The organism is Brevibacterium siliguriense (genome assembly GCF_900105315.1).
Taxonomy (GTDB): Bacteria; Actinomycetota; Actinomycetes; order Actinomycetales; family Brevibacteriaceae; genus Brevibacterium; species Brevibacterium siliguriense.
In genome coordinates this window covers 2693740-2719162 of record NZ_LT629766.1, presented here as the reverse complement: position 1 = coordinate 2719162, position 25423 = coordinate 2693740, and the positions used below count along the sequence as shown (strand labels likewise).

Here is a 25423-nt window from a genome sequence, read left to right as displayed (position 1 = left end):
CCACAACCGCATCCATGCGAAAGGATCTTGTGAGCGAGATCGCCGAATCCACCCAGCTGCTTCGAACCGCGGCCAAAGCCGCGGACGAGAAGCTCGGAACCGACATCATCGGTCTCGATGTGAGCTCGACGCTTTACATCACCGACGCATTCCTCATCGTCTCCGCCGACAACGAACGCCAGATCGGTGCGGTCATCGATGCGATCGAACAAGAGGTGCAGCTTGTTCACGACCGCACCCCGCTGCGCCGTGAAGGCCGGGGAGGGGACTGGGTGCTGCTCGACTTCGGAGAGATCGTCGTCCACGTCTTCTCCGCTGAACAGCGCGAATACTATGCACTCGAGCGACTTTGGAAGGACGTCCCGGTCATCGATCTGCAGCTGCCTGAATCTGGCTCGGACGCATGACGAAGACCGTTCTGTTCTGGCGTCACGGACAGACGGACTTCAACGTCGCCGGCCGCTTCCAGGGACAGTCCGACGTCCCCCTCAACGACACCGGCCGGACACAGGCTGAACTGGCCGCCCGCCGCCTCGCCGAACTCGGACCAGAACTCATCGTCTCCTCCGACCTCTCGCGCGCCGCTGCGACGGCCGACAGCCTGGCGGCGCTCGTCGGTCTCGATCCCGTTCGCGACGAACGGCTGCGCGAGACCGCCTTCGGCGAATGGGAAGGCTCCACCCGCGCCGAGGTGGCCGAAACCTGGCCCGAGGAACTCGCCGAATGGGCCTCCGGTGCCGATATCGCACCGCCCGGCGGGGAGTCCCGCTCCCAATCGGGCAGTCGAGTCGCAGGCGCGATCACCGACATCATCCAGTCCGCCGAGGCGTCGACGATCGCGATCGTCGCCCACGGTGCTGTGCTGCGCGGCGCTGCCGAGATCCTGATGGAGATGAACGGGACCGGGCGCCTCGGCGTCCTTGGCAACTGCGGTCACGGAGAGTTCGGATTCACCGGCGACAACTGGATCCTGCGCAGCTGGTGCACACATTCCCGCTGAGCCGGTCGTCCGCGTCCCTGCGGACTCAGCCGTCTGACATCCTCGCCCCCTGCGGTATCATCCGTCGGACTCTCGGTTCGCCGCGACCGACCTGATGAGCTCGACCAGCGACTCTGCCGACTTCGTCCAGTCGAAGACCTGTGATTGCCGCTGACCTGCCGCGGACTGCTCCGCCCATCTGCCCGCATCCGTGAGACGGGTGATCGCCTCCGCGACCGACTGCGGATCCTCCGGGTCGAAGTATTCGGCCGCCTCGGCGGCGATCTCCCGGAAGATCGGGATATCCGAAACGGCGACAGGCACTCCCTGAGCCATCGCCTCGATGACGGGCAGACCGAAGCCTTCCTCCCGTGAAGCCGTGACCAGGGCCGTCGATTCCTCCAACAGGCGCGCATACACCTCATCGCTGATGCCACGGTGGAAGACGACCTTGGCCCGGCCGGGGATGAGAGCCCGCAGCTGAGCTTCCCGGCGTCCATCAATGCGGCTGGCGATGTGCAGAGTCCACCCCGGCAGGTGCTCGAGAGCGCGGATCAGGGCCTCGACGTTCTTGTACGGCAGGAAAGCGCCCATGTAGATGAGGGTATTCGCATCGTGCCGGTTCACGGTCCGTGCAGCGGTGGCGGGCACCTCGGCGGCATTGGACACCACCTGTACCGGACGGTCTGTCAGTCGGTGGGCGGCGATGAGGTCCTTCGTGGTCTCGGACACCGCCGCCACGGCATCGGCACGGTTGAGCAGCAGCCGCTGAGGGGCGAAGCTCAGGTGATACGCCCGCCACAGCAGGCGGATCGGCAGCGGCAGGTCGCTGGGCGGCTTCGGATGGGAGTAGTAGATGAGGTCGTGGACGGTCAGGATGAGTCCGTAGCGGCGACCGAACGAGCCCATCGTCTGCATCGTCGAGAACACGACATCGGCGCCCAGCGCGTTGAGCTTTCCGGCAACGGTAACCTCGGCAGGGGAGGTCGGATCGTTCAGCTCAATCCAGGAACAGTCGGGAAGCAGCGCCAGCTGGGCCTGATCGCTGATGATCACGGTCACGTCGATCTCGGTGCCTTCGACGGCTGTCAGCAGTGCCGAGAGCAGACACGAACCGTACCGTGAGATCCCGTCGTGATGGGTCGTGCGAGTGAAGCGTGCGTCGTAGAAGACCGACAGCCTCGGGGACAGGTGAAGGCTATTTGTGCTTTTGCTCATGGAACTCCGAGTCGATAGTCTGAATCTTCGAAAGTCTGTGTCTGTCTGTGCGCGCATTCTGCGATGAAGGATCAGTGAGTGAAGGAAACATCACCTGTGCCCGAGGCCATTGAGGCCCGCTCATGATCCTAACTCTGATCGCCCTGGCTGCACTCGTCGTTCTCACTCCATTCATCACCCGATTCGCCGGCCGGGAGAGCGGCTGGCCGCTCGCCGTCGCCTATCTGGGCGTGGCGGCGCTGTACACCCCCATCGCCGCTGAGGTGATGGCCGGGAAGAACCCGGAAGTGTCCTATCCGTGGATTCCGAGCCTCGGTGTGGAACTGGCTCTGCGAGCCGACGGCATCGGCGTCGTATTCACCTATATCGCCCTGATCATCGGGGCGATCGTGTTCATCTATTCGACCCGCTACCTCAGCCCCGGACGCAACACGAGCTTCTACTGGCTGATGGTGATCTTCACCTTCTCCATGGTCGCGCTCGTGCTCACCAACGATGTTCTCGTGCTGTTCGTGTGTTGGGAACTGACGTCCCTGGCGTCGTTCTTCCTCATCGCCCGGTCGGGATCTCCCGGACAGGCACCGGCCCTGCGGACGATGTTCTTCACCTTCATCGGCGGCCTCAGCCTCCTGGTGGCCACCGGAGTGATCATCGCCGTGACCGGGACGACGAACCTCGCCGAAGCCATCAGCTCCCCGGTGTGGGCGGGCCAGCCGGAGGTCACGACGCTCGTGGCTCTGCTCGTCGGCGTCGCAGCCATGACGAAGTCCGCTCAGTTCCCCTTCCACCCGTGGCTGCCCGATGCGATGGCAGCCGCCACGCCGGTCTCGGCCTATCTGCATGCTGCCGCGGTCGTCAAAGCCGGCATCTTCCTCATGCTCCGGTTCTCTCCGACGTTCCACGCCACACCCGCATGGAACGTCCTGCTCGTGACGGCGGGCCTCCTCACCGCCTGCCTGGGCGGCTGGTTCGCACTCAACCAGCATGACGTGAAGAAGCTCATGGCCTATTCGACGGTGTCCCAGCTGGGTCTCATCACCGCCGTCATCGGCGTGGGCACAGAAGCCGCGATCGCCGCCGCCACCCTCCACGTCATGGCGCATGCACTGTTCAAGTCCGGTCTGTTCATGATGGTCGGAGTCGTCGACCACCTCGCCGGCACCCGCGACCTGGCACGGATCCCGAAACTCATGCGCAACGCCCCTGCGGCGTTCACGGTGATGATCATCGGCTGTGCGTCCATGGCCGGGATCCCGCCGCTGTTGGGGTTCGTGTCCAAGGAAGCTCTGTTCACTGCGCTCGGGGAGACCCCGGGCGGGCCTTGGGTCGGTTGGGCGACTCTGCTCGTCGCAGTCGGCGCGTCGGTGCTCACCTTCGCCTACTGTGCGAAGACCGTGTGGGGCAGCTTCATCGACGGTCGCGAACCCGAACCGCGTCGCATCCACCGGGGTTCGCCCATCATGCTCATCGCAGCGGCCTTGCCGATCCTCGCCTCGATTCCGCTGAGCTTCGTCCTCTTCCTCTTCGACACTCCGCTCGACCACGTGGTGCGGGCAGCGGTGCCGAGCTCCTCGGAGCCGGTCCACCTGGCCCTGTGGCACGGAGTCAACATCGAACTGGCCGCCTCGGCGCTCATCATCGCCATCGGCGTCCTCATCATCTTCCGCCGCTCACGCGTCTTCGTCTTCTTCCACAAGGCCACACTGCCGTTCGACGGAGCCGATGTCATCGACGCGCTGACGGCGGGGCTGAAGAGATTGGGCCACGGCCTCTCCGCCTTCGTCCGCCCGACGAACTCCGGGCCTTACCTCGCACTGTCTCTGGGCGGGCTGAGCGTCCTCGCCATCGGTGCGATTCCGATCGTCTTCGCCGATCTGCCCCCGCTGCAGAACAACCTGAGCCGTCCCGTGGACGTCATCCTGCTCATCCTCATCACCGTGGCGGTGCTCGTCCTGTGCACCTCGCATTCGCGACTGACCACGGTGGTGGCGCTGTCTGCCATCGGAATCCTCGCCACCGTGCAGATCCTGGCTCTCGGCGCCCCCGACGTCACCCTGACCCAGCTGCTCGTCGAAGCGATGACCATCATCGTCATCATGCTCGTACTCCAGAAGCTGCCCCGGTCGTTCTGGAGGTACCCGAAGCGCAAGCAGACTCCGCGGCTGACCCTGGCGATCATCGTCGGCGCGAGCGTCGCGGGACTGACTCTGGCGCTCAACGGCCGTCGGGAACGATCCGCCCTCGGCCAGTACTACCTCGACAATGCTCCGGACATCAGCGGCGGTAAGAACATCGTCAACACGATCCTCGTCGAATTCCGTGCCCTCGACACACTCGGTGAGCTGACCGTTCTCGGCATGGCCGGAATCGCGATCGTCGCGGTGATGTCGACGGTCAAGGACACGTTCATCGACCCGCCGGCCGAGAACATCCCGGAGCCACCCAGGCCCCCATGGGTGTCGATCCGGCCCAAGGGCACCACCGCGTACCGTGCCGTCCACGAGGCGTGGCCGAATGTCATCCCGCTGCAGCTGACTCTGAAGGTCCTCGGCCCGCTGCTGGCAGTGAGCTCACTGCTGATCTTCTGGCGCGGTCACAACTCGCCGGGAGGCGGATTCATCGCCGCCCTCGTCGGTTCAGCCGTCATCGGCCTGGCTTACCTGTCCACGCCGAAGGATCGGGCGATCGGCCCGCCGCGGGCGCCCCTGCACCTCATCGGCTCCGGAGTCGCCACGGCAGTGGTCACGGGAATCATCGGGCTCCTGTTCGCCGGTTCGTTCCTCCAGCCGCTGCACACCGAGTTCGCCGGTCAGCACTGGACGACATCGATGCTCTTCGATGTCGGCGTCTACTTGGCGGTCCTCGGCCTCATGCTGCTCTCGTTCAACATCCTCGGCGTCTCGGACTCCGCAGCCACGCCGGCCGGCGACGATGTGCTCACCAACGGAATCATCCGGCGCGACGTCGAACGCACCCGAGAACGGGCCGATGAACTGCTATACGGTGAGCTGACAGGGCCGATGGAAGCCATCCGCGGTGAGCGTCCCGAACGCAGCCGTCGCCGCGGAACCGAAGCATCCGCGGAAGCGAAGGTGCGCGCGAACTCGACGCATATCCTCCGTGGGGACCCTCCGGCCGACGGAGACGAGGAGGAAGCATGATCCTGGCACTGACGATCGGTGTCCTCACCGCCGGCGGCGTCTACCTCATGATGCAGCGCTCCATGGTCCGCGGAGTCTTCGGGCTCACCCTCATCTCCCACGCTGCGAACTTCATCCTGCTGTCGGCAGGAGTCGGCGCGTGGAGAGGCGAACCACTGGCCGGACGCGGAGACCTCTCCGAGGCGGCCGACCCGCTGCCTCAGGCCTTCGTCCTCACCGCCATCGTCATCACCTTGGCGGTGACGATCTTCATGCTCGCTCTGGCCGTGCTCGGCCATGATGACGACCAGAAACGCAATCCCGAGACGGGGGAGGAGCGCGACTCATGAACTCCGCACTGCTCCTCCTTCTCATCGGCATCCCGCTCCTGGCCTCCGCATTGAGCGTGCTCATCACCTCACGCACCTTCGACCGTCTGCTCCTGCTTGCGGTTCCGGTGCTGGTCGGCGGCAGCGGCATCGCGCTCCTCGCGGTTCACGCCTCGACCCCGGTGATCGCCCACTCGGTCGGCGACTACGTTCCCGGCCTGGCGATCGTGTTCGTCTCCGACACGTTCACCGCACTTATGCTCGTGCTCACTTCGCTCGTGGCGTTCGTCAGCAGTCTGTTCCTCGTCTCCACAGGAGAGGACCAGTACCGGTTCGTCCCGGCACTCATCCTGATGATGCTCACCGGTGTCTACGGTGCGCTCCTGACCGGTGATCTGTTCAACTTCTTCGTCTTCGTCGAAGTGATGATGCTGCCCGCCTATGCGCTCATCGCCGTCACCGGCACCTGGCGCAGGCTCGGCATCGGACGACTCTATGTGATGGTCAACCTGCTGACTTCGACGATGCTGCTCATCGGGGTCGGATTCGTCTACGGCGCCACCGGCACGGTCAATCTCGCCGTGCTGGCAGATCAGGGACGCCCGACAGGCCAAGCCGCGATCGCTCTGGGCGTGGTGCTGCTGTCGCTGTTCATCAAGGCCGGCGGCGCGCCCTTCCACGGGTGGCTCGTCCGCAGCTATCCGAACACCTCGGCGGGCATGATGTCTCTGTTCTCCGGGCTGCACTCGAAGGTCGGGCTCTACGCCATCTACCGCATCTACACCACCGTCTACGGTGAACCTGCCGCGTGGTCAACCGTCATCCTCATCGTTGCGGTGGCGAGCATCCTCATCGGTGCGATCTCCGGATTCGGGCAGGTGCGAGTGCGCAACGTGCTCGGATTCCAGATGACAGCCGGCGTTGGTCACATCCTCCTCGGCGTCACCCTGCTGACCTCGGCGGCCCTCGGCGCCGGTGCGTTCTACATGATGCACCATATGATCACGATGTCCGGTCTGCTGCTCATCATGGGAGCGGTCGAACAGACCTACGGCTCCGGTTCGTTCCGCAAGATCTCCGGGCTCGCCTCACGCGAGCGGTGGGCGACCATCCTCATGGTCCTCGGACTCTTCTCCCTGGTCGGTCTTCCGCCGACTTCGGGACTGTGGGGCAAGGTCGGCCTCATCAGGGCCTCGACGGGGGCCAGCGGCGGCTTCGGATGGGTCCTTGTCGCAGCCATCGTGGCGGGCGCGCTGATCAGCCTTCTGGCGCTTCAGCGCACCTGGCGCAACACCTTCTGGGGACCGCCGATGCAGACCTACCGCCCGGACTCGGCGGAGACCGGGCGTGCTCCGGCAGAACCGATCCTGCGCACCGTGCGCATCCCTGCGCGTCTGCTGGTGCCCGCCACGGTCATGATCGGACTCTCCGTGGCACTCTTCTGCTTCCCGGAGCCTCTGCTCGACCTCACGCACCGGGCCGCCGAGGGTCTGCTCGACCACAGCGACTACATCGAGGCGGTGATGGCACCGTGATGCGCCTCATCCACGGAATCTCCTACGTCGGATTCATCGTCTGGGCGGTCATCACGGGGTCAGCGACCGTCGTCTCCCGTCTCTTCCGCACCGACTACGCGCAGCCGATGATCGTCGAACTGCCGATGCGCTGCGCCACCGACCTCGAAGTCACGCTCTTCGCGTCATCGATCACCATCACACCCGGCACCCTGGTCACAGCGATCGCCGCCGGAACATCGACGACCCCACCTGTGATCTTCGTCCACGCCCTGTTCGAGGAGTCGGAGGAATCCGCCCTCGACGGGCTCATCGATATGGAGTCGCGTCTGCTGGCCATGACCCGCGGACGGGCACCGGGACCACACGCCGATCCGCAGGGAGGACTCTCATGATCGTCATCGCCGGCATCTGCGCGGTCATCCTCGCCGCCGCCATCATCATCGGACTCATCCGCGTGCTCACCGCACGCGATCAGGGCTCACGCGCGGTGGTCTCGGACCTCATCTACTTCTCGGCCATCGCGATCGTCACGATGCTCGGCATCGCAGTGTCCTCGTCGATCGTCCTCGACGTGATCTTCCTGTCTTCCATGGTGGGGATCCTCGCCACGATCGCTCTGTCCCGCATCCTCACGAGGGGGCACCGCTGATGAGTGAAGCACTGGCCACGACCCTCGTTGGGATCTTCGGAATCACGGGATCCCTGCTGCTGCTCGGCTCAGCATTGGCGATGTTCCGGGTCCGCGACGCCCTGTCCCGGATCAACGTGTTCTCTCCGGCCACAGGGCTGGGCATGCCGTTCATCGTCATCGCCGCTTTCATCTTCGATCTCTATTCGTCCGGATTCTCCTGGGTCTCATTGATCATGGCCGTTATCGCCGTGCTGTGTCTGATCATCGTGTCCTCAGTCGCCAGCAACACCCTTGCCCGGTCGGCGGTGCTGTCCGGTCAGCCGGTGTTCCGGAAGACGTCACCGAATCGGCTGGCAGCGCCGCCGGAGGGCGTCGTCGACGTCGACCCCGACGCACAGGACACCTGAGTCGACGTTCCCTGAGGACGTCGGTTTCAGGCGCGCCGGTCCGTCACTGTCGCCGCGGTGGGACGCTCAGTCTCGTGGTCACGTCGTTCAGTCCCGTCCGGTTGTGCGCATCGTGATGTTGATCCTGCCACCGCCGAGGAGGTCCAGGCGTCCGGCATCCGGTGCGGTTCCCGGTTGGATCGACTTCACCCCGTGATAGGCGAAGCGCGCAGGACCGCCGAAGACGAAGGCATCGCCCGAGGCCAGCCGCAGATCGTCGAAGGGCCGATTGCGGGTCTCGGTGTTCCCGAACCGGAAGAGGCACGTATCGCCCAATGACAGGGACACGACCGGGGCAGGATCGAATTCGTCCTTGTCCTGGTGCATGCCCATCTTCGCGTGTTCGTCGTAGTAGTTCACGAGCGCCACGTCCGGGTGGTAGCCGGCAGGGTCGAATCCCCACGCCGAGGCGGTTCCCGGGGCGAAATCTGCGCTGTCCTCGACGAACTTGACCGCGGACTCCAGCACCTGGCGGCCCAGGCGGGTCATCCAGTCGGGGAAGGGCAGCACCAATTTGTCGTTGACGTCGACGGCGCGACGATCATAGCGACCGGGCTGCCAATGCCAGCCCAGACCGATCGTCGTCACACTCATCGGATGGCCCGCGATCGTCGTGGCATGCGGTGGAACCGGACCGGACTGCCACTGCGCATAGCGGGCGATGATCCACTGCTGCGCCTCGGCCGAAAGGAAGCCTGGCACCCAGACTGCACCGGGGGCGACGATTCTCGGTCGGCGGTCGAAGGCCTCATCGGCGAAGAGCGAATCCATGTCTACCAGGATGCCAGAGCCGGGACAGAAACCGCGGGGCCGGTGACGTTCGGATCACCGACCCCGCGGAGGAGTCACGGTTCTAGGGCTGAGCGGTCCGACTCAGCGGCCGTCGGACTCGGAACCAGTCCGTTTCAGAGTTCGCCGACAGGCACCTGTTCGTAGGCGAGGCGATCGGCAGTGACTTCCTTGCCGATGAGAGCGCGGAGCTCGTCGCCGTACTCCCAGACATTGACGTTCATGGCCGCGGTGACCTTGCCGTCACGGTGCCAGAACACGATGAATTCGCCGCTGGACTTGTCGCCGCGGATGATGACGTCGTCCTCGGGACCGCCGCGACCGACGTATTCCATTCCGAGGTCGAACTGGTCGGTGTAGAAGTAGGGCTGCCAATCGTAGGTCTTGGTTCCGCCGCTGATCGTCGAGGCCGCGACCTCGGCCTGGCGCACAGAGTTGTCCCAGTGCTCCACGCGCAGACGTTCGCCGCGCAGAGTGTTCTGCGCATTGGCGATATCGCCGATCGCCAGCACGTTGCCGTCGGAGGTCCGCATCTGATCGTCGACGACTACGCCGTTCTCGGTCGTCAATTCCGCCGAGGCGGCCAGATCGATGGCGGGATCGGCACCGATTCCGACCACTACGAGATCGGCGGGGACGCTTCCGGCAGACGTTTCGACGGCCTCGACAGCGGAGTCACCGGTGAACGCGGTCGTGTTCGCGTTCTTGAGGAAATTCACTCCGTTCTTGCGGTGCAGATTCTCGAAATATTCTCCGAGTTCGTGTCCGAGGACGGCAGAGAGCGGGGGTGCGTCGGTGTTGAGGATGACAGTGACATCGCAGCCGTTGGACTTCGCCGCTGCCGCGACTTCCAGGCCGATCCAACCGCCGCCGATGATCGCGACCTTCTTGCCGTCGCCGAACTGGGAGCGGATGGCCACTGCATCTCCGGCATCGCGGAGAGTGTGGATATTGCCCAGCTGAGCGCCGGGGACGTCGAGTGTGCGGGGCACCGCTCCGGTTGCGAGGATCGCCTGACCGTAGGACAGCTCCTGACCGTCGTCGAGGGTGACTTTCTGCGCATTCGCGTCGAGGGCGGTCACCGAGGTGCCGAAGTATGTCGACACGTCGTGAGCGGAGTACCAGTCTTCACCTCGGAGAGCCGAATCTGCGGGATCCGAACCCTCGATCATCACCTTCTTCGACAGGTCCGGTCGGTAGTACGGAGCCGCGGGGTCGGCACCGACGAGCGCGATCTTCGCTGTGTACCCGGCGTCGCGCAGCGATTCGACCACTGTGCCTCCTGCCAGGCCTGCGCCGATGACGACTGTTCCGAATTCTTCTGCCATTGTCGGTCCTTTCGTAGAGGGGGACTCTTTGTCGACTGTACTCGGGGAAACCAACGGTGACCAGGGAATCCGGACGAGCTCGACCCCCGGTGGGAGTAGGGATCGGTCATTGCGAGGGCCGTTTTGGTCAGCGCTCCGGTCAAGGCGTAAACTTATGTCCTGCAAGGGGCTATAGCTCAGTTGGTAGAGCGTCTCGTTCGCAATGAGAAGGTCAGGGGTTCGATTCCCCTTAGCTCCACAATTGTCCTTGCCGCACTGGACGGTGCCGGTCTGACTGGCCGTGCGTCCTCCGTCAAACGGCAAGGATCCATGTCACCGGAAGAGTCGGCCCAACGATGAAGGTTCAGACAGGCATCATGTCCGGACTCCTCGGAGCCGCCGGGATCACACATTTCATTCGGCCAAGGCCCTTCGACTCGATCGTCCCTCCTCGGCTGGGGAATCCGCGCTTCTGGACCTACGCCAGCGGCATGGCCGAAGTCGGCTGTGCCGCGCTGCTTGCGGTGCCTGCCACTCGGAGACTCAGAGGCATAGCCTCAGCGGCGCTGATGGTCGGGGTCTTCCCCGCCAATATCTACACCGTGGTCAGACATCGACACGAGCCAAGAGCCCGTGCCATCACGATCGCTCGGCTGCCGCTCCAGATCCCACTTGTATGGATGTCGGCGAGCGCCGCCTCAGACACGCACCCCCCGCCGATAGTGAATCGGCGATCGGGCACTCTAGTCGGCATCTGAGGCGTACTCACTTCCACGGTCGATACCGAGGGTTGCGACCAGATCTGCGTGCAGTTCGAACCAGACTCGGTGACAAGAATCCTGGTCGGTCTTGTCAATCAGATCAGACTCACCGGACGTGGCCCTGCTCAGTGCGGAATCCAATCGGGGCGAATAGCCGTCGAACCTTGAGAGAACTGCAGTGAGGCGCTCGATCTGCGGACCGAGGAGTCGACTGAGGGCGGCGAGTTCATCGAGAATGCATGTGTCCCAGTCGTCGTCGGTATGGTCGTGGGGTGCCCCTATATTTATTCGTAGGCCCCGGACGGGGTCTGGTCGCTGGTCCTGGTATGGCTGATTTGCCCTGTCATGAATGATCCGGGGGGCGCCAGGAATCCAGGACGCGCGTTGACTGCTAATAGGGGCTCGGCCCAGCTTCGTCTGAAGTCTCGTCGTAACGTGGGTGCCAGCATCGGGTGTCATGACAAACCTGCGGCCACTGGTTTGGATGGTCGAGGAGGACTGTCATGAACACCCAATACGACGTCTGGCTCGGCCTCGACGTCGGCAAAACATCTCATCACGATTGCGGACTGGGGCCGGCAGGTGAGCGGGTCTTCGACCACGAACTCCCGCAGGATGAAGCAGCACTCCCGGACGTGATCACGACCCTGCAGGACGAGCACGGTCATGTGCTCGTCATCGTCGATCAACCGAACACGATCGGTGCGCTACCCGTCGCGGTCGCCCGGGATGGTGGAGCCGATATCGCCTACCTGCCCGGGTTGGCGATGCGCAAAGCAGCCGATCTGTATCCGGGGCAGGCGAAGACCGATGCCCGGGATGCGTTCATCATCGCCGACACTGCGCGTACGATGCCGCACACGCTACGCTCGGTGGATCGGGAGTCGGATGTGCTGGCCAATCTCAAGGTGTTGGCTGGCACCGACGAGGACCTGGCCCATGACATCACCAGAGCGATCAACCGGCTGCGGTCCCTACTGCTCCAGATCCACCCAGCGTTGGAACGTGTCTTCAAAGGCACCGTGCTGACCAGGAGCATCGTGTTAGATCTGCTGATCCGGTACCGGGGTCCGGCCGGGCTGCGTGGGGCGGGGAAGTCGGGGGTGAAGTGGTGGGCGAAGAACCACACCCGCAAGGACCCCTCGGTCTTGATTGATGCGATCTTCGATGCGTTGGCCGAGCAGACGGTGACCGTGCCCGGCACGGAGGCGTCGGAGTCGGTGGTGCCGCGGCATGCTGCCCGTATCAAGGCGTTGAAGGCTGAACGGGCCGAGATCGAGGCTGAAGCGGAGGAGTTGGCTGATTCGCTCCCTCTTCTTCAGGTCTTAACATCCATGCCGGGAGTCGGCGTTAAGACCGCGTCCCAGATCCTCCTGGCAGCCGGTGATTTCTCCGCGTTTAAGACCGCCGGGCATCTGGCTGCGTATGCCGGAATCGCCCCGGTGACCAGGCGGTCGGGGACATCGATTCGCAGGAGTGTTCCCGTCCCGGGCGGGCAACAAACGGTTGAAGAACGCGTTGTTCCACTCGGCGTGGGTGGCGTCGTGTCATGATCCGTTGTCGAAGGCCTACTACGACCGGAAACGGGCCGAGGGTAAACGGCATAACGCGGCGGTGATGTGCCTGGCTCTTCGCCGACCCGCTCCTGCTGGGAACTTATCCCGATCTCAGTGGCTTGGAGGTCGGAATGCCGATTGCAGACGGCGATATGGACCTCATCTCCGCTCCGAACGCGGTCTACGGCTTCAACTACTACAACCCCACCACTGTCCGAGCCTCTGAGGGGCCCGCACCGTTCGAGATGGTGCCCACTCCCGGAGCGCCCTTGACCGGGTTCGGCTCGCTGTGGCCGATTCGCCCGGATACGATGCGAGACTTCCTCATGGACATCGCGCAGCGCTATGGGTCGGCGTTGCCGCCGATCATCTTCACCGAAAACGGAGCTTCGTTCCCGGAACCGGATACCACGGAAACGGAGATCCGAGATTCCGAGCGGATCGACTATCTGCGCGACCACCTCGGCGCGGTGATCGAAGCGAAGGCCGCAGGTGTGCGCATCGACGGGTACACCGTCAGCCCTTCACCTCACCGAGGCGGCCCTGCCGTTCGAGCACCAGTCTCGGTCGGGCGGATGGTGTGGTTCACTCTCGCCTGGCTGGCGATCTGGACGGTTCAGCTGGCACCGATCCAACTCCTGCTGCCGCTGCAGCTCGACACTCAGTGCGGGCACTGGATCGACGGAGTCGTCTGGTCCAGACTCGTGTTCTGTGCTGGAGGTCTGGCCGGGATCATCGCCGTGCCTATGGCCGGACGGTTCTCCGACCGCCCGCGGTCCCGCTTCGGCAGGCGTCGTACCTAGGCAATCGGGGGATCGGTGCTTGCCGCGCTCGGCCTCGTGCTCACCGGCAGGGCAGAGGGGCCGCTGTTGGTCGGTGCCACCTGGCTGGTCACTTCGGTGGGAGTGTCCGTGGCATCGTCAGCACTCTCACCGCGATCCTGCTTTCCGATCCGCCGCTGCCGCACGAGGCCGTGCTAGAGTTCCCCGCCGCCGATGCCGAGAACAGTCTGCTCATCCTCATCGTCATCTACATCGTCTTCGTGGTGGCCGCCTCGGTCCTCGTCGGCATGGTCACGGACAGACGAGGCAGCAGACGCCTCTGGACAGCCGTTTCGGCACTCGTTCAAGCCTGTTCGGGAATCATCATCCTCATCAGCCCGAACTTCACGACGACAGCGGTGGCTGCCGGAGTGATGGGAGCCGGATTCGTTGCCCTGGTCGGCGGCTTCTGGCTGCTGTTCGCTGCGGGCTCCACAACCGGATTGAAGAACTCAGGCGCCGCGATCAGACGTCTGCTCCGGTGTGTGAGCGGGCGTGCTTGGGCGTCGTGATCGGGCGCGTGCCAGGTCACGACAGTCCGAGGAGCTTTCCGCTCTTCGACAGTTCCGGGTCCGTGCATGAGGACAGGTCGAAGCAGCAAGGACGACGTTTGCCTGATTCGAGCTTCGAGATCGCGACCTCGACACGGCGAGCGCGCGTATCGGCGTTCTTCGTCGCCTTGATCCAGCGCACCCATTCCCAGCGGGCCATCGGCGTCAGGCCGGACCACACGTCATCGAGGTCGCCGGCAGCATCGAGTGCTGTGCAGAGGTCCGAGGGAACCGTCACCTCGGGCCAGGTCTTCGTTGGAGTCAGGCCGACCTCGACCTCCGCTCCTTCATTCTTCCCGAGCTTCGCCCACTGGTCATCATCAAGGCTGATCCAATGGCCGCGAAGACCGTCGGGTTCGATGACAGTGCTGAAATCGGTGCCATCGAGGGTGCCGTCGACGGCGACCTGTCCGCGGGAGGGCAGCTGATCGCTGGCTTCCTGAGGCAGGCGCAGGATCGGGCGGTCGCCCAGCACCTCGGTGTTCGCAGTGAACGTGACGTCTGCAGTCGTGGTGGTCATGGTGACTCCTCGTAGATCGGATGCTCGAGGCGAGACATCCGGCTTGGACTGAAGCGATGTCATTCAGAATAGCCCCCTGAGCCCGGCATGACTTCTCGATTCCTGACGAGTTCATACACTGCGTGAGCCAAGCGGACCGGCAGATCTCATCACTGCCGGTCCGCTTGGGGCTCCGATTGATCAGCTGCCTGCGCAACCGAGGGTGAAGGTTCAGCCGATCGAGCGACCGACCCATTCCGGGTGTTGCGTGTCGATCTGTGCGAGCCTCTCCGCTACGACATCCGGGAAGGGCACGACTCGGTCCGAGGTCTGATCGACATGGAGGGCCATGATCTCCTCGGTGGACACGAGCCGATCCCCGACGTACATCTCATAGGCCAGGTGCAGCTTCTTCTCTCCGGTGCTGACGAGATGCGGGACGACGGTGAGTCGGTCGCCGAGTGCCGCCTCGTCGAGGTAGCGGACATGGGATTCGACAGTGTAAAGGGATGCCTTCTCCGATTCCCTGTAGGCGGCATCGAGGCCGAGCTGATCCATCACCTGGTCGGTCGCGAAGCCGAAGACGAGGACGTAGAAGGCTTCGGACATGTGCCCGTTGTAATCGATCCACTCGGGCACGACCTCGGTGCTGAACGTGCTCAGTGCTGACGTCGAGGCGGTCGCCGACATCTGCGCGTCGGACGAATGGGCAGGCGTGGCAGTGGGGGAGGGCTGGTGCCCCGCAGCACCGTCCGCAGACGGAACATCACCAGGGGCCTCCGGAGTGGTGGCCAACTGGTCGGTGAGGCGACGCAGAGCGATGATTCCGGCATCACGGTGGGCCACGAGGTCGGCAATGGAGCGTCCATCGGCCTCGATATCGCAGCCGGCTACGACGTCATCTCGCAGCTGCTGGCTGAGCTCCGGGGCGGTCAGGCGCGTCCACGGCGACTTCAGCGAGGGACCGAAATGGTCGAGCATATGCGCCATTCCGCCCTCACCGCCGGCAAGGTGGAAGGTGAGCATCGGTCCCTGGAACGGCCACCGCAGACCGGGGCCGTCGGTGATCGAGCGGTCGATCTGCTCGACCGTGGCCTCACCCTGCTCGACCATGTACAGAGCCTCCCGCCACTGCGCCTCCTGCAGCCGGTTGGCGATGAATCCGGGGACCTCACGGTCCATGCGGATGACGGACTTGCCGATTCGGGTGAAGAAGTCTGCGGCCCAGTCAACAGCGGCAGCCGAGGTGGACTGACCGCCGACGACCTCGACCAAGGGGATGAGGTAGGGCGGATTGAACGGGTGGCCGACGACGAGTCGTTCGGGGTGAGTCGCCTCGGTGGCCATTTCGGTCATGCTGTAACCCGAAGTCGACGAGCTGATGACGATATTCGGCGGGCAGGCTTCGTCGATCTGAGCAAGGAGGCCGCGCTTGAGCGCGAGATCTTCGGGAGCAGACTCCTGGACGAACCCAGTGCCGGCGACCGCCTCGTCGAGGTCGGTGTGGATCGACCACGCGGTCCGGTCGGCTCCGACGACCATGTCGAGTTCTGCCAGGGCCGGCCATGCCGCATCGAGGAGACGAGCGAACTTCTCACCGGCGTCCGGAGCCGGATCCCAGATCTTCACCCGGTACCCCTGAGCGAGGAAGTACGCGGCCCAACCGCCGCCGATCGTTCCGGCGCCGACGCATGTGATCGTGTCGATCGCATCGAAAGCGGGGAATGCAGAGGTGGAGTCGTTCACAGATCGCCTCCTGCGATGGTCGGTGTCTGCACGCGCAGATCGAGGATCTCGCGGGCCTCTTCGGGAGTGGCCACGGACGAGCCGAGGTTGGTGATGATCTCGACGGCGCGAGCGGTGAGGTCCGCGTTCGTGGCCTTGACGCCCTTGGACATGTAGAGGTTGTCCTCGAGTCCGACGCGGGCGTGACCGCCCGCGAGCACGGAGTGGGCCACCCATGGGAGCTGGTTGGCACCGATGGCGAAGGATGTGAACTGTGCGCCCTTGGGCAGCATGTTCACCATCGCTGCCAGCAGACCCGGATCGGCGGGAGCACCGTAGGGGATGCCCATGCACAGCTGGTACAGCGGCGGGGCGTCGATGAGCCCCTCTTCGACGAGGACGTTGGCGAACCACAGGTTTCCGGTGTCGAAGATCTCCATCTCGGGACGCACGCCCAGGGTCTGGATGCGCTTCGACCCCTCGCGGAGCATGTCCGGGGTCGAGACGTAGAGGTTCGACCCTTCGCCGAAGTTGAGGCTGCCGCAGTCGATCGTGCAGATCTCGGGCAGCAGCTCCTCGACGTGGGGGAGTCGGTCGAGGGCGTTGATGAGGTCCGTGCCCGGCATCGTGGTCAGCGGATCCTGCGGGTCGACGACGAGGTCACCGCCCATTCCGGCAGTGAGGTTGATGACCGGATCGACGTCGGAGGCACGGATGCGGCGGACGACTTCGCGGTAGTAGGCGACCTCTCGTGAACCCTGCTTCGTCTCGAGGTCGCGGACGTGGATGTGGACGACCGACGCCCCGGCCCGGGCGGCCGCGATGGCATCGTTCGCGATCTCTTCGGGGCTGACGGGAACGTGTTCGCTCTTGCCGGTGGTGTCTCCGGCTCCTGTGACGGCACAGGTGAGGATGACCTTGCGATTCATGATGACTCCTTCAGTCGATCGGTGGATGTATCGGTTGTGCGTTCTGTTGTGGTCGTCGCCGCCGCTGCCGGGTGCATGACGGCACGGTCGAGGTAGGAGCGCAGCCGCAGTGAGAGGGTCTCGGTGTCCATCACTCCGGTGAGCACCTTGATGCCGAGGCCGTCGAGCAGCGAAGTGAGCTCATCGGCCATGGCACGCGGATCACCGGGTTGGAAGCAGCCGGTGCGCTGACCGTCTTCGATCGTCGTCTGGACGGTGCGCGACCAACGTTCGTAGCTGGGTGGATAGTTCGTCAATGTCGAGCCATCGAGAGCCATGCGGGCCCACGTCTGCAGCCAGATCGACCATTCGCCACGTTCCGTGCGCCCCAGCGGGGACTGCAGCTTCAGCAGACGTTCGAGCCTCTGTGCGGGGTCCGTGATGTCATCGAGCCACGCGATCTGACGGTCGAAGGCGAGCTTGACCGAGTAGTCAAGGGCGGCGTCGAAGAGCTCGGATTTGTTCGCGAAGTAGTAGAGGATGCTCGGCGCAGAGACGCCGGAAGCCTCCGCGATATCGGCGATGCGCACGGCGTCGAAGCCGTACCGGCCGAACAGCGTCCAGGCCGCCTCGGCGATGCTGCGCTTGGGAGTCGCTTCCTCGTCGTCATTTGCAGCGGTCGCCGTGTTCGGGGGAGGAGCGGAGACCTGTGACTCGTCGCCCAGCAGCCACCGGACGGTCACGCCGGTGGCGGTGGCCACGCCGAGGAGCTCATCGGCGGTGAACCTGCGACGACCGGACAGCGCCTTGGACAGTTTCGTCTCGTCGATGCCGATCGCCTCGGCGATCTTGCGCTGCTTGAGTCCCGACCGCCCGATGGCATCCCGGGCGCGGAGCCCGGTGGCTTCCGGACTCCGGACGTCCGTGACATGGCCGTGATCCGCGGCATCGGTCGGTTGTGCACCACTCATGAGGATGAAACTACCCCAGCACCGAGACCGTTCGCAAGTAAATATGAATAGAAGTCAAAACTTGCGACCTATCGTTTTGGAAAGCAGTTCGCGCCGATCCGAGACGTCCGACCCACCACAAATCGGCCCTATGAGGTTACTCTCGTTATCGGTGGGCGATCCCCATCACCATCGACCGCGCCGAGGAGCATTCATGACCGACAGTCTTCATTCCCGCATGCACGTCGTCTCCGACGAGACCCGCAACCTCGTGAACCTCGTCCTCGAGTACTCGCGGCGTCGGACCTTGGCCGAGGACACTCCGCTCGACCATCCGACGTCCGAAGCCGAGCTGCGTCGATTGGCCGGACCCACCGTCACCGAGGAGGGGCTGGGGTCTGCTCGGGCGCTGGCGATCTTCGAACACATCTTCGCCCCCGCCTGCATCTCCACCGATCATCCGAAGTACCTGTCTTTCATTCCCAGCGCTCCGACGAAGGCAGCGGTGGCCTTCGACCTCGTGGTGTCCGCCAGTGCCCTCTACGGCGGTTCGTGGCTCGAAGGCGCCGGAGTCGTCCACGCCGAGAACGAAGTCCTGCGGTGGCTGGCCGGAGAATTCGAGCTGCCCGCGGGCGCTGGGGGAGTGTTCGTCCAAGGCGGCACGATCGGCAACCTCTCTGCTCTCGTCGCCGCCCGCAATGCTCAGAAGGAGAAGCTCGGGGAGACCCGGCCGGGACGCTGGGTGATCGTGTGCAGTGCCGAAGCCCACTCGTCGGTCGCCTCTGCGGCCGAAGTCATGGACGTCGACATCGCTCCAGTGGCCACCGGCGAGGACGGGATCCTACGCCCCGACGGAGTGCGCGAGGCTCTGGACGAACACGGGGATGCCGTGATCGCGGTGGTGGCCACCTCGGGGACCACGAACTTCGGCACCATCGACGACATCGCCGGCATCGCCGCTCTCAAGGACGAATTCGACTTCTGGCTCCACATCGACGGCGCCTATGGTCTGGCCGCGATGCTCTCACCTCAGGCACGTCACAAGTTCGTCGGGGTGGAGAAAGCCGATTCGCTCATCGTCGATCCCCACAAATGGCTCTTCGCTCCCTTCGACGCCTGTGCGCTCATCTACCGCGACCCGACTTCGGGACGGCGCGCGCACACGCAGAAGGCCGAATACCTCGACACGCTCACCGACGCTCAGGACTGGAGCCCTTCGGACTTCGCCATCCAGCTCACACGGCGCCCGCGTGGTCTGCCGCTGTGGTATTCGCTGGCCAGCTACGGCGCGGAAACCTATCGGGAGGCGATCGGCCAATCGATCGATCTGGCACGTGAGATCGCCACGGAGATCAAGCACCGGGAGCATCTGCGGCTCGTGCGCGAACCAGAACTCTCCATCGTCGTGTTCGAACGCGACGGCTGGCAGCGATCGGACTACGATGCGTGGTCGGATCGACTCCTCGAGGACCAGCGGGCGTTCGTCGTGCCGAGTTCGCATAAGGGGCGGCCGAATGCCAGGTTCGCGATCGTCAATCCGCTGACCACGTTCGACGATCTCACTGACATCCTCGATTCGATGGAGTAAGGGCAGCGGTCTCCGTGGGGTTGGCCCTCTTCCGCGAGCCACGCGGAGGTGACGGTCGCTCAGTCCTCGGGCGCATCCTCGGCGGTGGTGGTCGGTTTCGACCGGGGAAGGAGGTCGACGGTGAAAGCGGGAAGCAGCGCCTGGGTGATCGGACCGATCCCCAGAGCGTAGAGGACCGTGCCGACGCCGACGACTCCGCCGAGCAGCCAGCCCACCGCGACGACCGTGACCTCGATGAGTGTGCGCACGAGCCGGATCGAGCGCCCGGTGACTCGGGAGAGTCCCGTCATCAGCCCATCGCGCGGGCCCGGCCCGAATTGGGAACCGATGTACATCGCCGAGGCGGCCCCGTTGAGGACGACGCCCGTGACCATGAGCGCGATGTTCCACCCGAGTTCATCGGGTCGGGGCAGGAACAGGCGCGTGAGGTCGAGCGACGGCCCGACGAGGAGGGCGTTGAGGATCGTGCCGATGCCAGGCTGCTGGCGCAGCGGGATCCAGATCAGCAGCACGAGGAACGCCAGAATGGTGATGATGGTGCCGAAAGTCAGTGGCACATGGTTCTGGATGCCCGAGTGGAGGACATCCCACGGCGTCATGCCCAAACCGGCGTTGACCATCATCGCCATCGAGGCACCGAAGAGGTAGAGACCCAGAAACAGCTGGGGGAGGCGCCGCCACAGCCGTCCGCCGCGCAGCTGTTCGATGGGACCGGCATTGGCCAGCTGACGCTTCGGTGCTCTCATCTTCGTCATCCGGTGGCTTTCTGTGGGGCGTGATCAAAGGGACACGACCATCTTGACCCAAATTGGTCTTGCGTGAAATAGCCACTTGGAGGAAAGTGGTCCCATGAGGTCCGAATTATGAGTTCACCGATCCTGGGCGCCAAACGACTCGTCGGCATCATCGGAGACGGTCCATGGAAGGCGCCGGCTTTCGAATCCCTGGCCGCAGCAGTAGCCGCTGCGATCACGGACGGTCGGCTTCCGGTCGGAGCACGACTGCCGAGTGAACGCGAACTCGCAGCCGCGATCGGTCTGTCACGGACGACGACAGGACGTGCCTACGCCCAGCTGCGGGAACAGGAGTTCATCCTCACGCGCCGCGGCTCCGGCAGCGTCGTGCAGCTGCCCAGCGTCCCCGGCGGCCGCATCGACCACCTGCTCTCACCTGCCGGCGGTGATGAGACGGAGATCGACCTCACCTGCACCGCACCGGTTGCGGCTCCGGACATCCTCGGCGCCTATGACCGGGCACTGTCGCATTTGGGCGCCTACCTCCCCGGCACCGGATACTATCCGTCCGGGCTGCCGGTGCTGCGCGAGATCATCGCCGACCGCTACAGCCAGCGAGGCGCACCGACCGACCCCGACCAGATCCTCATCACCTCCGGCGCCCTCGGCGGTGCGGCCATCGCCGTCCGCGCCCTCCTCGACGTCGACCCGTCCGAGGCTGAGCACCCCGGCGGGGCCAGGCCGACATCGCGAGTGTTCATCGAAAGCCCCACCTACCCGAATGCGATCGCCACGCTCGAAGGCGCGGGCGCGACCCTCGTAACCTACCCGCTCGAGTACGGACTCCAGGGCCATCATTGGGACATCGAGGCCATGGAACAGCTCATGGGGCAGATGCGTCCGCGAAGCGCCTATCTCATCCCCGACTTCCACAATCCGACTGGTGCTCTCCTGCCCGAAACCCAGCGGCGCGATCTGGCGGAGGTGCTGCTTCGGCACAGAGTCGTCCCCGTCTTCGACGAATCCCTCGTCGAACTGGGGCTGGAGGAAGGCAGAATGCCCACTCCGATGTCCGCGCTGATTTCTGACTCTGTGACAGTGGGCAGTGTGAGCAAGGTCTATTGGGGTGGGCTGCGTATCGGGTGGATGCGCATTCCCCGCCACAGGGTGGACCATTTCGCGTCCTCCCGGCTCGGGCTCGATCTGGGAGCACCGGTTCTCGAACAGCTCGTCACGGTCGAACTCATGGACAACCACGATGCCGTGGTCGCCGACTGCCGCTCGCGGCTCAGAGCTGCGCGAGACCTGCTGGCCGCGCAGGTGAGGTCATGGTTGCCCGAGTGGAAGCTCATCGTCCCCTCAGGTGGCATGGCGCTGTGGGCCGAACTGCCGGAGGCTCGGTCCGGGGTGCTCTCGATCGCTGCCAGGAACCACGGCCTTCGCCTCGTCGCCGGGCCGAACTTCGCCCCGGCCGGTGGACTCGATCGGTGGATCCGCCTGCCCTACACGGTCACAGAGACCGAAATGGAACAGGTCGGGCCGCGATTGGCCGCTGCCTGGGAGGAAGCCAAAGCGATGAGCGGGAGGGGACCGACCAGCCGGGCTCGCATCGTGGCGTGAACACCGCGTGCACGGGCAGAGAACCTGAGTACGATGAAAATATGGGAGACGACACCGGACTCAGCCACGATGAGCAATATTCGACGGCAACGACCGTTGAGGAGTTCCGAAACAATATCGCCGATGTGGAACGCCGGATCGCCGCTGCCGGCGAGCGTGTCGGCCGGGACCGGATTGAGATCGAACTGCTGCCCGTGAGCAAGACCGTTCCCCAGGAGCGCATCCGCTTGGCCGTTGCCGCCGGCTGCGCCAAGTTGGGCGAGAACAAGGTACAGGAAGCTCACCGCAAATCCGAGGAGATGGTCGACCTCGACATCGATTGGGCAGTGATCGGCCACCTCCAGTCGAACAAGGCCAAAGATGTGGCGAAGTTCGCCGGCGAATTCCAGGCGCTCGACAGAATCAAGGTTGCTCGAGCCCTCGACCGCCGCCTCCAAGCGGAAGGACGGAGCCTCGATGTGTATGTTCAGGTCAACACGTCCTCCGAGGACTCCAAATTCGGTATGCCCCCGGAAGAGCTTTTCGGCTTCCTCAAAGATGTGCGGTCGTTCGACTCACTCAAGGTCCAGGGGCTGATGACCTTAGCCATCTTCTCCTCGGATATCGATCGCGTCCGTCCCTGCTTCCAGCTGCTGCGGAGTCTGCGTGACCAGGTTCACGAGACCGATCCTGACCTCCTCGGCCCGGGTCGTCTGTCGATGGGCATGTCCGGTGACTTCGAGGTGGCCATCGAAGAAGGAGCCGACTGCGTGCGCGTCGGTCAGGCGATCTTCGGCAAACGGGCGCTGCCGGATTCCCACTACTGGCCCGAGGCCGACTGATCGGACGCTTCGTCGTGCCTACTCCTCGTCCGGAGTTCGGACCTGACAAGTCCTCGTCGCAGATGAATTCGGATGCCGTCCGCAGCTCCTCGGTACAGACGTTCTGGTGGTTCGGCGGCGCTGTCCTCGGTATCATCCTTGGTGCCGGTGTCACCGGTTTGGCGCCTCTGGCTGAACCCGCCCTGACGCCGTGCCTCATCGCTCTGCTCTTCCTCACGTTCCTCGAGATCCCCTTCGACGCGGGACTGCAGGCGGTTCGTGATCTTCGCTTTCTCACAGTGACGGCAGTTTTGAACTTCATCGTCGTCCCACTGGTCGTGGCCGGACTCATCGCCGTCTTCGACATCGCTGATCCGCTGCTGCCTGCAGTGCTCATCGTGCTGCTGTGTCCCTGCATCGACTATGTCATCGCATTCACACGCGCAGCCGGGGGTGCCGCAGATCGGCTGCTGATGCTCACCCCCGTGCTGATGATCGCCCAGCTGCTGTTGCTTCCGGTGATGCTGTGGGCGGTCACCGGAGGTCGGCTGATCGTCGATCTGCCTTTTCGCCCGCTGGTCGGCGCACTGCTGCTGTTCATCATCATTCCGCTCACCGCCGCTGTCGTCGTTCGCCTTTTTGCCCGCCGAACGCCGAGGCTTGAGCGGCCCCTCGCCGCGACGACACGCCTGATGGATCCGGTAATGGCCTTGACCCTGCTCGTCATCACCGCCTCTGTCGCTCCGCTGATCGCCGGGTCTGCGGGACAGTTGGTGACCGTAGCCATCGTCTTCACTGTCTTTGCCATCATCATGACCGGGAGCGGATGGTTCGTCACCCGAGTGGCCCGCCTCGGCTCGCGGCGATCGCGTGCGGTGATTCTGTCTGGTGTCACGTGCAATTCCCTGGTCATGCTTCCGATCGTGCGTGCGATCACCGGTGAGGGGGCCGGTCCGGCCGGCGTCGTGACACAGACTCTCATCGAGCTGCTAGTGCTGATCATCCTCGTCCGCGTCCTGCCTCGTCTGGTACCCGATATTGCCGTGTCCGAAAACCGCTAGTAATCGCTCGTCTCCGGGCGGACAATGGAACTATGATCACGTCCGACCAGTGCTATCAGGCAGTCACCTCCCGCGACCGCCGCTTCGACGGAATGTTCTTCACCGCAGTGCGCACGACCGGGATCTTCTGCCGCCCGTCCTGCCCGGCGAAGACGCCGCGGCGGGAGAACGTGGACTTCTTCGTGACCGCCGCTGCCGCGGCAGACGCCGGATTCCGGGCCTGCCGACGGTGCCGCCCGGACGCCAGTCCGAATTCGCCGCAATGGGATACTCGCGGAGACGTCGTGGCCCGAGCCATGCGTCTCATCCGCGACGGTGCCGTCGACCGTGGGGGAGTCGACACCCTCGCCGCTGAACTCGGCTACAGCACTCGTCAGCTCGGGCGCCTCATTCATGCCGAACTCGGTGCCGGACCTCTGGCACTGGCACGCACGGAACGGGTCCGGACTGCCCGGACGCTCATCGAGGCCACCTCCATGTCGATGAGCGACATCGCCCACGCCGCAGGCTTCTCCAGCATCCGTCAGTTCAACGACACCTTCCGCACGATGTATTCAATCAGCCCCCGGCAGCTGCGCGGGGCAGGTGCCGAGCCTTCGGTGGCCGACGAACTCGTTCTCAGGCTGGCCTATCGTCCCCCGTTCGACTTCGCCCATCTGCTCGAGTATCTCGCGGTGAGAGCCGTGACCGGAATCGAAGAGGTCACGGACGGCGCATATACCCGGTCGATGCGGCTGGCTCACGGGCCTGCCGTGATCACAGTGAGACAAGGGACGGGGGATTTCGTGGACTGTCGCCTCCGGTTGGCCGATACCCGCGATCTCGGGAGCGCGGTCGCTCGGGTGCGGCGCCTCCTCGATCTCGATGCCGACCCAGAGGCGATCTCCGAGACCCTGAGGTCCGCGAGCCTGGGTCGTCTGGTCGACGCTTATCCGGGAATCCGATCGCCGGGCCACAGCGACCCCGTCGAACTTGCGTTGAGGACCGTCCTTGGGCAGCAGATCTCTTTGGCCGCAGCCCGAACTCATTTGGAACGCCTCGTCGCACGTGCCGGAGAATCGCTGCCGAAGGAGTTGCGCCTCGACCGAGTCGACATGGTCTTTCCCACCGCCGAGGCGATCGCCGCGGTCCCCGCATCCGACTGGGCTCTGCCGGCGAGCCGGATTCGGACCATTCAGGCACTGACGGTCGCTTTGGCCGACGGCAGTGTGGATCTCGGAGCCGGCAGCGACCGCGAGGAGGCGAGCCGGAATCTGCTGGCATTGCCCGGAATCGGTCCATGGAGCAACGGCTACATTCGCATGCGTGCCCTCGGCGATCCCGACATCTTCATGGATTCCGACCTCGGCGTGAAGAAAGCTCTCGCCGACCTCGACGAGACCTCAGCAGTCGCCGGTGACTGGAAGGAGATCGCAATGAACTGCGGCCCCTGGCGCTCCTATCTCACGCACCTCCTGTGGGCCCACCACGCTCGCAGTGTAGAAACCTAGCCA

General features: G+C 64.5%; 23 protein-coding genes, 1 tRNA gene and 1 pseudogene. 17 read left to right on the top strand and 8 right to left on the bottom strand.

Annotated features, from left to right (window positions below; translation table 11 throughout):
- Positions 1-29 precede the first annotated feature (29 nt).
- Both rsfS and BLU88_RS12110 read left to right on the top strand, forming a co-directional pair.
- Complete coding sequence (gene rsfS / locus BLU88_RS12115) at positions 30-407, top strand: ribosome silencing factor (protein WP_231939389.1); 378 nt, start codon at positions 30-32, stop codon at positions 405-407.
- Positions 404-1000: a histidine phosphatase family protein gene (locus tag BLU88_RS12110; protein ID WP_092014205.1), complete on the top strand. Its 597-nt coding sequence runs from the start codon at positions 404-406 to the stop codon at positions 998-1000. Before rsfS ends, BLU88_RS12110 begins: the two co-directional genes overlap by 4 nt.
- 57 nt (positions 1001-1057) lie before the next feature.
- Here the strand turns inward: BLU88_RS12110 and BLU88_RS12105 are convergent, their stop codons facing one another.
- The gene (locus BLU88_RS12105; RefSeq protein WP_231939388.1) at positions 1058-2197 is read right to left on the bottom strand and encodes a glycosyltransferase family 4 protein; all 1140 of its coding nucleotides are present in this window, start codon (positions 2195-2197) and stop codon (positions 1058-1060) included.
- Positions 2198-2319: 122 nt separating this feature from the next.
- Between BLU88_RS12105 and BLU88_RS12100 the strand changes: the two genes are divergently transcribed.
- Genes BLU88_RS12100 through BLU88_RS12075 form a run of 6 tightly spaced genes read left to right on the top strand, consistent with a single transcriptional unit; the run spans position 2320 to position 8221 of the window.
- A complete protein-coding gene (locus tag BLU88_RS12100; protein ID WP_092014202.1) occupies positions 2320-5358 on the top strand; it encodes a DUF4040 family protein in 3039 nt (1012 codons plus the stop codon).
- The gene (locus BLU88_RS12095) at positions 5355-5687 is read left to right on the top strand and encodes a sodium:proton antiporter (RefSeq protein WP_092014199.1); all 333 of its coding nucleotides are present in this window, start codon (positions 5355-5357) and stop codon (positions 5685-5687) included. Before BLU88_RS12100 ends, BLU88_RS12095 begins: the two co-directional genes overlap by 4 nt.
- Positions 5684-7201, top strand: a complete 1518-nt coding sequence (locus BLU88_RS12090) for a monovalent cation/H+ antiporter subunit D family protein (RefSeq protein WP_092014193.1) — start codon at positions 5684-5686, stop codon at positions 7199-7201. Before BLU88_RS12095 ends, BLU88_RS12090 begins: the two co-directional genes overlap by 4 nt.
- Positions 7201-7575, top strand: coding sequence for a Na+/H+ antiporter subunit E (locus tag BLU88_RS12085; RefSeq protein ID WP_092014190.1), 375 nt, complete (start codon positions 7201-7203; stop codon positions 7573-7575). Before BLU88_RS12090 ends, BLU88_RS12085 begins: the two co-directional genes overlap by 1 nt.
- Entirely contained in the window at positions 7572-7832 is a 261-nt protein-coding gene (locus BLU88_RS12080; protein WP_092014187.1) for a monovalent cation/H+ antiporter complex subunit F, read from the top strand. The genes BLU88_RS12085 and BLU88_RS12080 overlap by 4 nt, the downstream gene beginning before the upstream one ends.
- Positions 7832-8221 carry a cation:proton antiporter gene (locus tag BLU88_RS12075; protein WP_092014185.1) on the top strand — a complete coding sequence of 130 codons (390 nt, stop codon included), beginning with the start codon at positions 7832-7834 and terminating at the stop codon, positions 8219-8221. Before BLU88_RS12080 ends, BLU88_RS12075 begins: the two co-directional genes overlap by 1 nt.
- An 87-nt stretch (positions 8222-8308) precedes the next feature.
- Here the strand turns inward: BLU88_RS12075 and BLU88_RS12070 are convergent, their stop codons facing one another.
- Complete coding sequence (locus BLU88_RS12070; RefSeq protein WP_092014182.1) at positions 8309-9031, bottom strand: alpha-ketoglutarate-dependent dioxygenase AlkB family protein; 723 nt, start codon at positions 9029-9031, stop codon at positions 8309-8311.
- Between the two features lie 134 nt (positions 9032-9165).
- Positions 9166-10377 (bottom strand): NAD(P)/FAD-dependent oxidoreductase, encoded by a 1212-nt coding sequence (locus tag BLU88_RS12065; RefSeq protein WP_092014179.1) that lies wholly within the window; start codon positions 10375-10377, stop codon positions 9166-9168.
- Positions 10378-10542: 165 nt separating this feature from the next.
- Between BLU88_RS12065 and BLU88_RS12060 the strand changes: the two genes are divergently transcribed.
- The 4 genes and pseudogenes from BLU88_RS12060 (at position 10543) to BLU88_RS18390 (ending at position 14006) form a co-directional block, all read left to right on the top strand.
- Positions 10543-10615 (top strand) — tRNA-Ala (locus tag BLU88_RS12060).
- Positions 10616-11620: 1005 nt separating this feature from the next.
- Positions 11621-12899: pseudogene (locus BLU88_RS12050) on the top strand (IS110 family RNA-guided transposase).
- On the top strand, positions 12805-13476 hold the full coding sequence (locus tag BLU88_RS18745; RefSeq protein ID WP_231939387.1) for a family 1 glycosylhydrolase: 672 nt from the start codon (positions 12805-12807) through the stop codon (positions 13474-13476). Before BLU88_RS12050 ends, BLU88_RS18745 begins: the two are co-directional and overlap by 95 nt.
- Positions 13477-13646: 170 nt before the next feature.
- Positions 13647-14006 carry a hypothetical protein gene (locus tag BLU88_RS18390; RefSeq protein WP_197678134.1) on the top strand — a complete coding sequence of 120 codons (360 nt, stop codon included), beginning with the start codon at positions 13647-13649 and terminating at the stop codon, positions 14004-14006.
- Positions 14007-14022: 16 nt separating this feature from the next.
- Here the strand turns inward: BLU88_RS18390 and BLU88_RS12035 are convergent, their stop codons facing one another.
- From BLU88_RS12035 to BLU88_RS12020, 4 genes are all read right to left on the bottom strand, one after another.
- Positions 14023-14565 (bottom strand): YdeI/OmpD-associated family protein, encoded by a 543-nt coding sequence (locus BLU88_RS12035; protein WP_092014177.1) that lies wholly within the window; start codon positions 14563-14565, stop codon positions 14023-14025.
- Between the two features lie 210 nt (positions 14566-14775).
- Positions 14776-16290 carry a 3-hydroxyacyl-CoA dehydrogenase NAD-binding domain-containing protein gene (locus BLU88_RS12030; protein WP_092014175.1) on the bottom strand — a complete coding sequence of 505 codons (1515 nt, stop codon included), beginning with the start codon at positions 16288-16290 and terminating at the stop codon, positions 14776-14778.
- On the bottom strand, positions 16287-17198 hold the full coding sequence (locus BLU88_RS12025; protein WP_092014173.1) for a BKACE family enzyme: 912 nt from the start codon (positions 17196-17198) through the stop codon (positions 16287-16289). Before BLU88_RS12025 ends, BLU88_RS12030 begins: the two co-directional genes overlap by 4 nt.
- Complete coding sequence (locus tag BLU88_RS12020; protein WP_092014171.1) at positions 17195-18148, bottom strand: TetR family transcriptional regulator C-terminal domain-containing protein; 954 nt, start codon at positions 18146-18148, stop codon at positions 17195-17197. The genes BLU88_RS12025 and BLU88_RS12020 overlap by 4 nt, the downstream gene beginning before the upstream one ends.
- 193 nt (positions 18149-18341) lie before the next feature.
- Here BLU88_RS12020 and BLU88_RS12015 point away from each other — a divergent pair, with 193 nt between their 5' ends.
- A complete protein-coding gene (locus tag BLU88_RS12015) occupies positions 18342-19715 on the top strand; it encodes a pyridoxal phosphate-dependent decarboxylase family protein (protein ID WP_092014168.1) in 1374 nt (457 codons plus the stop codon).
- Positions 19716-19774: 59 nt separating this feature from the next.
- On the opposite strand, the gene yczE is transcribed toward BLU88_RS12015, so the two are convergent.
- Positions 19775-20461 carry a membrane protein YczE gene (gene yczE, locus BLU88_RS12010; RefSeq protein ID WP_231939386.1) on the bottom strand — a complete coding sequence of 229 codons (687 nt, stop codon included), beginning with the start codon at positions 20459-20461 and terminating at the stop codon, positions 19775-19777.
- A gap of 117 nt (positions 20462-20578) precedes the next feature.
- Here yczE and yczR point away from each other — a divergent pair, with 117 nt between their 5' ends.
- Genes yczR through BLU88_RS11990 form a run of 4 tightly spaced genes read left to right on the top strand, consistent with a single transcriptional unit; the run spans position 20579 to position 25420 of the window.
- Complete coding sequence (gene yczR / locus BLU88_RS12005; protein WP_092014163.1) at positions 20579-22069, top strand: MocR-like transcription factor YczR; 1491 nt, start codon at positions 20579-20581, stop codon at positions 22067-22069.
- A 41-nt stretch (positions 22070-22110) separates the two neighbouring features.
- On the top strand, positions 22111-22890 hold the full coding sequence (locus BLU88_RS12000; RefSeq protein ID WP_092014160.1) for a YggS family pyridoxal phosphate-dependent enzyme: 780 nt from the start codon (positions 22111-22113) through the stop codon (positions 22888-22890).
- A gap of 14 nt (positions 22891-22904) precedes the next feature.
- Positions 22905-23930, top strand: coding sequence for an arsenic resistance protein (locus BLU88_RS11995; RefSeq protein ID WP_157689085.1), 1026 nt, complete (start codon positions 22905-22907; stop codon positions 23928-23930).
- A gap of 32 nt (positions 23931-23962) precedes the next feature.
- Complete coding sequence (locus tag BLU88_RS11990) at positions 23963-25420, top strand: AlkA N-terminal domain-containing protein (protein ID WP_092014153.1); 1458 nt, start codon at positions 23963-23965, stop codon at positions 25418-25420.
- The last annotated feature ends 3 nt before the right edge of the window (positions 25421-25423 follow it).